The organism is Pseudomonas sp. lyk4-R2A-8 (genome assembly GCF_030209095.1).
GTDB lineage: Bacteria > Pseudomonadota > Gammaproteobacteria > Pseudomonadales > Pseudomonadaceae > Aquipseudomonas > Aquipseudomonas quebecensis.
The window spans coordinates 1-10,982 of sequence record NZ_JARVSS010000020.1; the positions used below are offsets into that span (position 1 = coordinate 1).

Annotated in this window: 11 protein-coding genes; 7 read left to right on the top strand and 4 right to left on the bottom strand. The window is 61.3% G+C overall.

What is annotated here, in order from left to right; genetic code table 11:
• Positions 1–105: 105 nt before the first annotated feature.
• Positions 106–2,175, bottom strand: coding sequence for an AsmA family protein (locus tag QRN10_RS19140; protein ID WP_285428908.1), 2,070 nt, complete (start codon positions 2,173–2,175; stop codon positions 106–108).
• Positions 2,176–2,545: 370 nt separating this feature from the next.
• Between QRN10_RS19140 and QRN10_RS19145 the strand changes: the two genes are divergently transcribed.
• Both QRN10_RS19145 and QRN10_RS19150 read left to right on the top strand, forming a co-directional pair.
• Positions 2,546–2,950, top strand: coding sequence for a hypothetical protein (locus QRN10_RS19145; RefSeq protein ID WP_181080435.1), 405 nt, complete (start codon positions 2,546–2,548; stop codon positions 2,948–2,950).
• Positions 2,951–3,111: 161 nt separating this feature from the next.
• On the top strand, positions 3,112–3,744 hold the full coding sequence (locus tag QRN10_RS19150) for a TetR family transcriptional regulator (RefSeq protein ID WP_003171415.1): 633 nt from the start codon (positions 3,112–3,114) through the stop codon (positions 3,742–3,744).
• 5 nt (positions 3,745–3,749) lie between these two features.
• On the opposite strand, the gene QRN10_RS19155 is transcribed toward QRN10_RS19150, so the two are convergent.
• Positions 3,750–4,256, bottom strand: coding sequence for a C40 family peptidase (locus tag QRN10_RS19155; protein ID WP_253510203.1), 507 nt, complete (start codon positions 4,254–4,256; stop codon positions 3,750–3,752).
• A gap of 277 nt (positions 4,257–4,533) precedes the next feature.
• On the opposite strand from QRN10_RS19155, the gene ureE reads away from it, so the two are divergent.
• The 5 genes from ureE (at position 4,534) to QRN10_RS19180 (ending at position 8,238) form a co-directional block, all read left to right on the top strand.
• Entirely contained in the window at positions 4,534–5,034 is a 501-nt protein-coding gene (gene ureE, locus QRN10_RS19160) for an urease accessory protein UreE (protein WP_181080437.1), read from the top strand.
• Positions 5,031–5,705, top strand: coding sequence for an urease accessory protein UreF (locus tag QRN10_RS19165; RefSeq protein WP_285428909.1), 675 nt, complete (start codon positions 5,031–5,033; stop codon positions 5,703–5,705). The genes ureE and QRN10_RS19165 overlap by 4 nt, the downstream gene beginning before the upstream one ends.
• Before the next feature lie 36 nt (positions 5,706–5,741).
• Entirely contained in the window at positions 5,742–6,356 is a 615-nt protein-coding gene (gene ureG / locus QRN10_RS19170; protein WP_003188109.1) for an urease accessory protein UreG, read from the top strand.
• Between the two features lie 23 nt (positions 6,357–6,379).
• Positions 6,380–6,952, top strand: a complete 573-nt coding sequence (locus QRN10_RS19175) for a HupE/UreJ family protein (RefSeq protein ID WP_181080439.1) — start codon at positions 6,380–6,382, stop codon at positions 6,950–6,952.
• A gap of 167 nt (positions 6,953–7,119) precedes the next feature.
• Entirely contained in the window at positions 7,120–8,238 is a 1,119-nt protein-coding gene (locus QRN10_RS19180; protein WP_285428910.1) for an AGE family epimerase/isomerase, read from the top strand.
• Here QRN10_RS19180 and QRN10_RS19185 read toward each other — a convergent pair.
• The gene (locus QRN10_RS19185) at positions 8,210–9,115 is read right to left on the bottom strand and encodes a cation diffusion facilitator family transporter (RefSeq protein ID WP_181080441.1); all 906 of its coding nucleotides are present in this window, start codon (positions 9,113–9,115) and stop codon (positions 8,210–8,212) included. The genes QRN10_RS19180 and QRN10_RS19185 overlap by 29 nt on opposite strands.
• A 203-nt stretch (positions 9,116–9,318) precedes the next feature.
• Positions 9,319–10,083, bottom strand: coding sequence for an SDR family oxidoreductase (locus QRN10_RS19190; RefSeq protein ID WP_285428912.1), 765 nt, complete (start codon positions 10,081–10,083; stop codon positions 9,319–9,321).
• Positions 10,084–10,982: the final 899 nt, after the last annotated feature.

Here is a 10,982-nt window from a genome sequence, read left to right on the forward strand (position 1 = left end):
CCCAACGCGGGGCAAGCCCGCTCGCCACAGGTTACTGGTTGCCCGTTCCGTCTCTCAACTGACTGGCATTGACCCAAGGGTCGCTCTTTCTGACATTTTCGACGATCACCCCTTCACCGTCTTCGGCGCTTTACCTTCCTTCATCTGCTGCAGCAACGGCGCACACTCGTTCGGCTCACCGCCACTGGGCGCCACCAGCGCCAGCAGGCCGGCCGCCGGGCCGGCGATCACGCCCAGTGCCACCATGCCCGCGCCGCGCAGGGCCAGAGGAATGGCTTTGACACCCGCATTCGGCTTGATGAACGGCCCATTGACGTACAGCGGCGAGCGCAGGGAGAACATCCGAAAGCCCTTGGATTCGGGGGTGATGGTCAGGTCCAACTGTTCACTCGCCATATTGGCCGTACCGTCGACATAGATGATCGCGTTCTCGGTATCGAACACGAACAGCCGCGTAGTGGCCAGGCCACTCTTGACGCCGAAGTTCGCGGCGGCGCAGTTGATCTTCACTTCTTTGTCGCCGAACAGGCGACCCACCACGTAGTTGCCCACGTTGAGGCCGGCGATCTCCATCAGGCCACGGCTGATGGCGCCGTCGTTGATCAACATCTTCAGGTCACCGTTGGAGGTGCCCAGCAGCGCAGCGACGGAGTTGCCGCGCCCGGAAATATCCGCATCGCCGTTGAGTTCGCCGAAGCTGGTTTTCATCGGTTCAAAGCTTGGGAACAGCTGCTTGAGTTTGAAATTGCGCGCGGTCAGCCGGGCACGCCCTTCCATCGGCGTGGTGCGACCGTTCAAGCGAATCTGCGCGTCGAGCTTGCCGCCGGCCACCCCGAAGCGCAGCGGTTCCAGGCTCAGTTCGCCGTCGTTGAGCACCAGGTGGGTGTAGAGGTCGGTAAAGGGCAGGTCGGCGCTGTGCACGATACGCTTACCGGTGAATTCCACATCGGCGTCCATGTCGCGCCAACGCTCGGTGCGAAACTCCTGCACCGGCAGCACCTTGGTGGCGGGCTGCTTGCTCTCGCCGCCACGGGCTTTCTGCTTGTCGTTGGAATCGGCGCCAATCAGGGGCGCGAGGTCGGTCATCAGCAACTGGTTGGACACCAGCGTCCCGCTGAGCTTGGGGCGTGGCTGGCTGGCGACATAGGCCAGGTCGCCATGGATATCACTGTCGCCGATCTTGCCATTGAAGTTTTCGTAGCGGAACGACGCGCCGCTGGCCTCATGCAGCTTGGCGATCAAATGGCCGTCGGTGGCGTACGCCGGCGAATCCGGCAAGGTAACGCCGGTCAGCGGATACAGCTTGCTCAGGCTGGCGCCGGCGAGCTTCAGGCGCAGGTCGAGAGCCCCCAGGTTCAGTGGATCGGTCAGCGTGCCGGCCAGGGCGATGCGGGTGTCGGCGATCTTGACCTGCGCTTGCAACGGGAACGGCTTGGCCGCGTCCCGCAAGGCCAACAGGCCGCCGATCTTGCCGTCGCCGTCGAGTTTCTGACCGTGGTATTGGCCTTTGACCTTGAGGGCGAATACATAGTCCTGGGGCGCGGAGCCTTTCTCCAGCGCCTTTTTGGCATCGGCATCGCCGACGATTTCGCCGAAGGGAATGGGCTTGCCCAGCAGGTCGATGATCACATCGAGCTGGGTTTTGAGGGTTTGATCGTCAAGCGTCACGTGGCCCTTGTCGAAACCGATGGCACCGATGTCCACCTCCCAATTGGAAGGCTCGGCGTCGGGATCTTTAGGGTCGAACGTGAACGTCCAGTTCGCGCGGCCGTCGGCCAGGCGCTGCAACTCGGCGCTCGGTTCGGTGAGGTCGATACGCGGGATAACCACACGCTGCGCCAGCAAAGCCAGGGGCGATATGCGCAATTCCACTTTTTTGAGCGTGACCATCTGCGGTTGCTTCGACCAGTCCGGGTTGCCCAGGGTCAGGTCTTCGGCAATCACGTGGGGCCAGGGCACCCAGGCTCGCCAGCCGCCTTCATCGGGCTCGCGCTGCCACTTCACGGCGAGGTTGCCATTGATCGCAAACGCGCGATGCAGCTCTTCGGAGACTTTGGCGTTGAGGGGCGGCTTGATGCGGTTCCAGTCAAAGAACACCAGGATCAGGACCACTGCAGCGATTAATACAACGAAGCTGGCGCAGCTCCAAACCACAATTTTACGAGTGCGCGTCATTGCACAGGACTCCTGAATACGACCGGCTGAAGGGCAGCCTTTAGGACAGCTTACAAGACTACGACTGGCAAACCGCCTGCGGGTTTAACCCAAACCCGTTTCAGCGGGAAAAAAAGCCGCTCAATCGGCATTTTCCTGACCGACTCGACAGATTTCTCAGCTTGTCGCGCACCAATGTTACCCGCATGCGTGTCGAAAATACCCACTGCGGTGCAAAACCGCGTGCTTGAGAGCCGCGTTCTAGAGCCCTCGGCGAGAACAATCAATTCTGTTGATTATTACCATTGTGTTTATGAACTTTTATATCGACTTATCGAGAGTAGCATTAGCCCTGTACCCACTTTATCGCCCTCCCAAGGAGCAACTGATCATGAAACGCCAACTACTCGCTACCGTCCTGTTATCTGTCCTGGCTTCGAGCGCTTTTGCTCTGCCAGCCGCCGAACAAGCGACCCCACAAAACAAAGCCCAAGCCGTGCAGTCCAGCCAGACCCTGGCACGCAGCGGTTCGCAGGAAGAAGAGAACCGCGACTACGCCAAAGGCGCCGTGGCTGAAAACGGCTTCAACCGTCTGCAAGAGAAAGGTCTGGTTGAAGGTGGCGCTGATCGCTTGATGGAGCGTAATGCAGTGGCTGAAGGTGGTTCCGACCGTGCCAACAAACGTGGCTACGCCGACGGCGTTGCTGAAGGTGGTGCCGACCGTCTGATGGAACGCAACGCAGTGGCCGAGGGTGGTGCCGACCGCCTGGAAGCAATGCATCAAGCTCAGAGCTGAGCCTGTGATGGCCCGAAAAAAAGCCCGATCCACCGATCGGGCTTTTGACTTTCTGCAAGACCTGTCACGTCCTTAACCGCCCCACCCGCGTCAAGTTCGACGCCGCTCGAGCGGTTTTGCTAGAGTGCGTCGCTGTACTTGTCCACAAAGCTCGCCCGCCCATGCTGCCCCGTGCCGAACAAAAGCAACAGACCCGCCTCGCCCTGATGGACGCAGCCCGCCATCTGATGGAGTGCGGCCGTGGGTTTGGCAGCTTGAGCCTGCGCGAAGTGGCCAAGACGGCCGGCATTGTCCCCACCGGTTTCTATCGGCACTTTGCCGATATGGATCAATTGGGCCTGGTGCTGGTGAGCGAAGTCGGCCAGACCTTCCGCGCCACCATTCGCTTGGTGCGCCACAACGAATTCGTCATGGGCGGCATCATCGACGCGTCCGTGCGGATCTTTCTCGATGTGGTATCGGCCAATCGCTCGCAATTCCTGTTCCTGGCCCGCGAGCAATATGGTGGCTGCCTGGCCGTGCGCCAAGCCATCGCCGCCTTGCGCGAAGACATCACCCGCGACCTGGCCGCCGACCTGACACTGATGCCCAAGCTGCAGCATCTGAATGCCGATGGGCTGCACGTGATGGCCGACCTGATCGTCAAGAGCGTGTTCGCCACCCTGCCCGATATCATCGATCCACCGCCTCACGCCCTGCCGGCCCACCTCACACCCCAGGCGAAAATCACCCAGCAGTTACGCTTTATCTTTATCGGCCTCAAACATTGGCAAGGCCTGGGCAGCACCGAATAAGCCGATCAACCGGCGTTGTGGAAACGCTTGGCGGTGGTGTAATGCTTGTTCCAGTAGCGGTTACTCAACGAGTCGATACGGACGTTCTTGCCAGTACGCGGCGAGTGAATGAATTTGCCCTCGCCGATATAAAGCCCTACATGGCTTACCTGCCCACGCCCATTCCCCTTGAAAAACACCGCATCGCCGGGCTTGAGCGCGTTGCGCTGGATGGTCGCGGCCGTCGAGCGGTGCATTGCCGCGGTGGTGCGGGGAATCTGGATATTGGCCTGGGTCTTGAACAGGTAGACCAGCAGGCTGCTGCAGTCGAACCCCTGGTCAATCGATGTGCCCCCCCATTTATAGGGGGTGCCGAGCAATTGGTGGGCGCGGTCGACCACATTCTCGATGGAGGCCGACGGCACGTTGTGAAGTGAAGAACCAAAGGTTGAACGCGGTTGGTAATTGGCTGATGCCGTTGAAACGACAAACGCCAGGCCGATAACAACGGCAGTTAAAAATGACTTGATCATGATAAACGTCGCAGGGGATTAAACACGCCGCAAAGCCTAATCACTGTGCGTGTACCTCGATGAGCGTGAATTCCTGAGTCCTTGTAGGAAAATTCCCAAACCGCTCTCAAGGAGTGCAACGCATTTCCCGGCGCACACTTTTGGGGCGATTCAGTTTTGCCCGACCGCCCTGTTACGTGGCACACGCACGCCTACCTACAGGTAATTCCTACGCTTACTCAGGGTTGGCAAGGCCCTTGCTCTAGCTGGTTTATCGCCCCTCGCTGGAAGCTTTCTGATGCTGGTGATCCACCGCCGAATCGCCCCCCAAGCCCTCTGGGCCGCCGAGTTGCAGCTCAACTTCGAAGCGCGCAGCAAAAGCCGTCTGCGCTGTTTCAGTGCCGATGGCGAAGACGTCGGCCTGTTTCTGGAGCGCGGCCAGCCGCCGCTGCACGACGGCGAATGCCTGCAGGCCGAAGACGGACGTGTCGTACGCGTCACTGCGCGCCCTGAACAGTTGCTGCACGTCACCTGCCGCAGCGCTTATGAACTGACGCGCGCCGCCTATCACCTGGGCAACCGCCATGTGGCGCTGCAGGTCGGGGATGGCTGGCTGCGCCTGCTTGACGACTACGTGCTCAAGGCCATGCTCGAACAACTGGGTGCCCACACCGACACCCTCGAGGCGCCGTTCCATCCGGAACACGGCGCTTACGGCGGCGGTCATCATCACTCGCGCCATGGCGATGAAGATTTCAACTACCCACCCAAGCTGCATCAGTTCGGCGTGCGTCCATGAACCCAGCCTGGGCGCTGTTGCGTCTGGCCAGTCCGCAATTGCCGATTGGCGGCTACAGCTATTCCCAGGGCCTGGAGATGGCCGTGGAGAATGGCCGGGTCCACGATGCGACGAGCGCCAGACGCTGGATCGGCGATCAGTTGCTGCTCAACCTGGCACGCTTCGAGGCACCGCTGCTGCTTGCGCATTGCCGGGCCGCGGCTGCTCGGGATTGGCCACGGTTGTCGCAGTTATGCGAAGAACACCGCGCCAGCCGTGAGACCCGAGAGCTGTATCAAGAAAGCCGGCAGATGGGCTATTCCCTGCAACAACTGCTCAACGGTTTGCCCGAGCTGGACGACGCCGCGCGCCGCTTTCTCGAGCACCTCAGCGAACCGCACCTGGCCCTCGGCTGGGCGCTGGCCGCGCGCGCCTGGGGCATCAGCGCCGACGACGCCCTCGCCGCGTGGCTGTGGAGCTGGCTGGAAAACCAACTGGCCGTGCTGATGAAAACCCTGCCTCTGGGCCAGCAAGCGGCCCAGCGCCTGACCAGCGAACTGTTGCCGCTGCTTCAGAGCGCCCAGCAGGAGGCCAGCCGCCTCGATCCCGACCATTACGGCAGCGCCGCGTTTGGCCTGTCCCTGGCGTGCATGGCCCATGAGCGCCAGTACAGCCGGCTGTTTCGTTCATAGGTTCTTTTTTTGGCGCCCCTTACTTCGGAGAAACACATGAACACACAACCCTTGCGCGTCGGCATCGGCGGCCCGGTGGGCTCCGGCAAGACCGCCCTGACCCTGGCCCTGTGCCTGGCGCTGCGCGATCGCTACAACCTGGCGGTGGTCACCAACGATATCTATACCCGCGAAGACGCCGACTTCCTGGTGCGCAACCAGGCCCTGGCGCCCGAGCGCATCATCGGCGTGGAAACCGGCGGCTGCCCGCACACCGCGATCCGGGAAGACGCCTCGATCAACCTGGAAGCGGTGGATCAACTCAACCGCCGCTTCCCCGGCCTGGACCTGATCCTGGTGGAATCCGGCGGCGACAACCTCTCGGCGACGTTCAGCCCGGAGCTGTCGGACCTGACCATCTACGTGATCGATGTGTCCGCCGGCGACAAACTGCCGCGCAAAGGTGGCCCGGGTATCTGCAAATCCGACCTGCTGGTGATCAACAAGATCGACCTGGCGCCTCTGGTCGGTGCTTCGCTGGAGCTGATGAACAGCGACACCCAGCGCATGCGCAACGGTAAACCCTTTGTGTTCAGCAACCAGAAAACCGGCGTTGGCCTGGATGACATCGTGGCCTTTATCGAACGCCAGGGTCTGCTGACCGCCGCCTGATCCCTCTTCTAAGGAAGCTAGTTATGAGCCTCAACAAACTCTTTGCCACCGCAGCCCTGCTCATCGCTCCGGCGTTGGCCTTTGCCCACCCCGGCCACGGCGACAACGGCCTGGTGGCCGGCATCAGTCACCCTTTGGGCGGTCTCGATCATTTGCTGGCCATGCTGGCGGTGGGCTTGTGGGCCGCCCAGCAAAAAGGCGCCGCGCGCTGGGCGCTGCCGTGCACGTTTGTCGGCACGATGCTGATTGGCGGCCTGCTGGGTTTCGAGGGCCTGGCGCTGCCGGCGCTGGAAAACGGAATTGCCGCCTCGGTTCTGGCGCTGGGCCTGGCCGTGGCGCTGGCGGTACGGCCGCCGCTGTTCGTGGCGATTGGCGCCACGGCGTTGTTTGCGCTGTTCCACGGTGTGGCCCATGGCCTGGAACTGCCGGATATGTCCAGCCCTTGGGCGTACGCTGCTGGTTTTGTCGGTGCGACGGCGGCACTGCACGCGGCCGGTTATGCACTGGTGCGCTTCCTGCCGACGGCGGCGGCGCCAATGGTGCGAGTAGCCGGGGCGGCTTCGGCGGCGACTGGAGTCTGGTTGCTGGCGGGCTGATTTGCAGCACGGCTGAAGGCCTCATCGGGGCAGGCCCCCTCCCACATTTGGCTGCATCGCTATCAAAAGGTGGGAGGGGCTTGCCCCCGATAGCTCTGCCACAGACACCACAGAACCCAAGCCTGCTACCATGCGCGCCTACACCCCTGCCGTGACGACGCCAGCCAATGCCCAGCGCTTCCCAACCCTCTTTGAACACCGTGCTCACCCACTTCCATGACCTGATCGTGCCACTGTGGCAAGGCCCGGGCTGGAATGCCGAGCTGGCGTTGCCCTACGAGGCGCTGGACGCCGACCACCACCCCTTGCCGCCGCAGCGTTACCGCGCCATGGCTTGCGCACGACAGTTGTATCTATTCGCCAGCCTGATCGGCCAGGCCGATGCCGAATATGCCGAAGCGCGGGCGGCGGCGTTGTTCCGTTCCCTGCAGCGGCACTTTCACGACGCCGAGCACGGCGGCTGGTTCTACAGCATCGACCCCGCCGGCCAGCCGCTGGACACGCGCAAAGACCTCTACACCCACGCCTTCATCATCTTCGCCTGCGCCCATTACTGGGCCAAGGTGCGCGAACCGTTGGTGGAATCGGTGCTCAATGCCGCTCTGGCAGTGGTTGCACAACGTTTCGCCAGCGATGACGGCCTGTACGACGCCGTCCTGCAACGCGACTGGTCATCGCTCGATTCCGGCCCGCTGCAGAACCCGTTGATGCATCTGGCCGAAGGCTTTCTCGCCACCCTCGCGGTGCGCGAAGACGCCGCCGTGCAAGCCGCCCTGCTCAACCTGGCAACGGCCATGCAGCAACGTTTCATCGACCGCCGGCACGGCGTGATGATGGAAAAGCCGCTGGGCGCTGTGGATAACTGGTTTGAGCCGGGCCACCAGTTCGAATGGTTCTTTTTGCTGGAGTCATCGGACGTGCTGCGGGGCACGCCGCTGCATGCCTCACTGACGCGTGCGTTTGCCTATGCCGAACTCACGGGTGTGGATAAGTTAACCGGCGCGGTCAGCGGCATGCTCGCCCTGGACGGCAGCGTGCGCGACGGCACCCAGCGTATCTGGGCCCAGGCCGAATACCTGCGCGCGCTGACCTTGCGCCCCAACAGCCAGGCCGTGTTGCAACGCCAATTGCTGGCGCTGCAGCAGCACTTCCTGCACGACAAAGGCTGGCACGAATGCCTGGATGCCAACGGCGCCGTGAGCCGACGGGACATGCCGTCGACCACGCCGTATCACTTGGCCACCTGTTACCAGGGCCTTACGCAATCCACTTACGATCTGCGGTAAAGCTGATCGTTAACCAGCGCGCCGCATCCGGCGTGCCCAGCCCTGTGGATATCTCCTCACGCAATGCGTCGAGAGTCGCAACGTTGTTCACCGGGTAATCCACCGGCAATACCACATGGATTTCGATGAACCGCGCGCGCCCGTGCTTTTGCACATACGACACGTAGTCCTCGAAACCATGGCGGGCTTTCAACGCGTCCATCACCTCGCGCACTGTGTCGTCCAGATGATCCGGCGCAATCCCCAACACGTCGCGCAACGCCGGACGCAGGATCTTGAACGCCGGCGCCAGCATGCTCAATGCCAGCAGGATCAGGATCAGCGGGTCGACATACACCGCCCACTCGGCATAGCCCTGGGACTTGAGCAACAGTGCGGCCAGGAAGCTGATCAGCAGCCCCACCGACAGCATCGCGTCCACCAGCCAACTGATGTTATCGAACTGGATCAACGAAGATTTCAGTGCGCGGTTGCGATAACGCACATAGAAGAAATAGCCGAACTCGACGACGGTAAACACCGCCGCGTAGATAATCACCAGGCCCAATTCGACCTCGCGCCCGCCATTGATAATGCCGAACACGCCGTTGAGGAATGCATAGATGGCGATCAGCAGCAGGAAACTGCCTTCGATCAGCAGCACCATCGGCTCCAGGTGCCAGTAGCCAAATTGGAAACGCTCGTTGCTTTTCTTGGCGATCAGCTTGGCGGTGATCAGCATCAGCACCTTGATGGCGGTGGCGATCAGCGAGAAGAAGCCGTCGAACAGAATGGATTGGGCGCCGGATACCACGCCCGTGACAATCCCGGCGATCGCGACCGCGAACATCAGAATCGTCGATTGTTTGAGCAGTGACTGCTCACCTCGGTTACTCACATTGCCTCCCGTCAAAACCCTAAATCCGCACGATGCGGAGGGGCTTTCAGGCGGCGAGTATACCTTATGCCGTGTTTTGGCCGATTTGACGCCATCGGGGGCAAGCCCCCTCCCACAGTTGACCGGTGCACATATCAGGTTTGTGAACACGGTCGAGTGTGGCAGGGAGCTTGCCCCCGATGGCAGCGACTCGGTCTAAAGCCTTACTTCGCACCCCGCTCAATCGCAAACCCCGCCCAGCTCTGGCTCACCGGCATCAGCTCCAGGCGGTTGATGTTGACGTGCGCCGGGGTGTTGAGCACCCAGAAGATAGTGTCGGCGATGTCCTGCGGCTGGATCGGTTCGGCGCCGGCGTAGGTGGCGTCGTAACGCGCCTGGTCACCGCCGAAACGCACCAGGGAGAATTCGCTTTCACACAGGCCCGGCTCGATGTTGGTCACCCGCACGCCGGTGCCTTGCAGGTCGCAACGCAGGTTCAGGGAGAACTGTTTGACGAACGCCTTGGAGCCGCCGTACACATGGCTGCCGGGGTACGGGTAGCTGCCGGCTATGGAGCCCAGGTTGATGATGCCCGCGCCACGGCCATGAGCGATCAGGCGCGGCAGCAGCAGATGGGTGGTGGTCAGCAGGCCTTTGATATTGGTGTCGACCATCGTTTCCCAGTCGTCCAGGTTGCACTTGGGCGCGGGGTCGGTGCCCACCGCCAGGCCGGCATTGTTGATCAGCCCGCGCAGGGTGGCGAACGACGGCGGCAGGTTAGCGATGGCGTTTTCCATGCCCTTGCGGTCACGCACGTCCACTACCAGGCCGTGCACTTCGGTCTGCTTGGAAAGCTCTTCAACCAGGGCATTCAACCGCTCGGCACGGCGGCCGGTGAGCACCAGTTTCCAGCCGGCCTGGGCGAAACGCCGAGCACAGGCTTCGCCGAAACCAGAGGTGGCGCCAGTAATAAACAGCGTGTCGGACATGGTGTTCTCCTTGCGAGCGACGGGAAAAAATCAGCCAGCAGGATGCCCGTCCCTCGTCGTCGCGGCAACCGCTACGCATCACAACCCCCGCGCACCTGATCAAATTATGACCAACTCGCGAATAGCCCCATAAACCGTGGTCTGCAGCCAGATGCACGCAGGTTATCCACAACTGCGCCCACAGTCTTTGGGGGCAAGTGGTAAACCTTCAAAGCCGCTGTATATAAGGCCTGCAGCCGGTTTTAGAAAGTATTTTGCTTGACCTTCACTGGCACCTATGTAGCTCAAGGCGACGCCGAAAATCTTGAACGATGGCTCCAGGCCAGTCATTTCGGCCTCTGCGGAGGTCTTTCCAGAGTTTAGTCACAGACTTATCCACAGGCCTGGAGGACATAATTCAGTCATATACCTGTGTCTTTAAACAGGTTGACAAACCCCTCGATCCCTCACGAAAAAGACACTGATCAAAAAACGATCATGCAGCTGAAAGCCACGGTTTTAAAGGCTTTCAGCGAGCTACTCCCACGTTACCCACAGCCGGTTCCACAGTGGATGGGGACAAGTCAAAAGTGTGACAAAACAGCGATTTGCGGCGGCTATATGTCGCGCTTTGGAGCTGGGCTGGATTTGTTTTCCACAATTTGGGATAAGCCTTGTGGATCGACAAATCTTCGACATGGCGCTGGCGCGCACTGATCGTTCCCACGCTCTGCGTGGGAATGCCGCTTGGGACGCTCCGCGTCCCGCCAAGCGCCGCAGGTTTTGGCTATTGCGCACAGGCGCCGCAGGTTTCGGCCACCGTGCACGGGCGACGCGGAGCGTCGCGGGCTGCATTCCCACGCGGGAGCGTGGGAACGATCTTGATGCCTGGTTGAATGGCGCGCGCTGATCGTCCCCAC

Bases quoted from the DNA above. Each gene is read 5' to 3' on its own strand.
- QRN10_RS19140 (WP_285428908.1), bottom strand. From the start codon at position 2,175: ATGACGCGCACTCGTAAAATTGTGGTTTGGAGCTGCGCCAGCTTCGTT.
- QRN10_RS19145 (WP_181080435.1), top strand. From the start codon at position 2,546: ATGAAACGCCAACTACTCGCTACCGTCCTGTTATCTGTCCTGGCTTCG.
- QRN10_RS19150 (WP_003171415.1), top strand. From the start codon at position 3,112: ATGCTGCCCCGTGCCGAACAAAAGCAACAGACCCGCCTCGCCCTGATG.
- QRN10_RS19155 (WP_253510203.1), bottom strand. From the start codon at position 4,256: ATGATCAAGTCATTTTTAACTGCCGTTGTTATCGGCCTGGCGTTTGTC.
- ureE (WP_181080437.1), top strand. From the start codon at position 4,534: ATGCTGGTGATCCACCGCCGAATCGCCCCCCAAGCCCTCTGGGCCGCC.
- QRN10_RS19165 (WP_285428909.1), top strand. From the start codon at position 5,031: ATGAACCCAGCCTGGGCGCTGTTGCGTCTGGCCAGTCCGCAATTGCCG.
- ureG (WP_003188109.1), top strand. From the start codon at position 5,742: ATGAACACACAACCCTTGCGCGTCGGCATCGGCGGCCCGGTGGGCTCC.
- QRN10_RS19175 (WP_181080439.1), top strand. From the start codon at position 6,380: ATGAGCCTCAACAAACTCTTTGCCACCGCAGCCCTGCTCATCGCTCCG.
- QRN10_RS19180 (WP_285428910.1), top strand. From the start codon at position 7,120: ATGCCCAGCGCTTCCCAACCCTCTTTGAACACCGTGCTCACCCACTTC.
- QRN10_RS19190 (WP_285428912.1), bottom strand. From the start codon at position 10,083: ATGTCCGACACGCTGTTTATTACTGGCGCCACCTCTGGTTTCGGCGAA.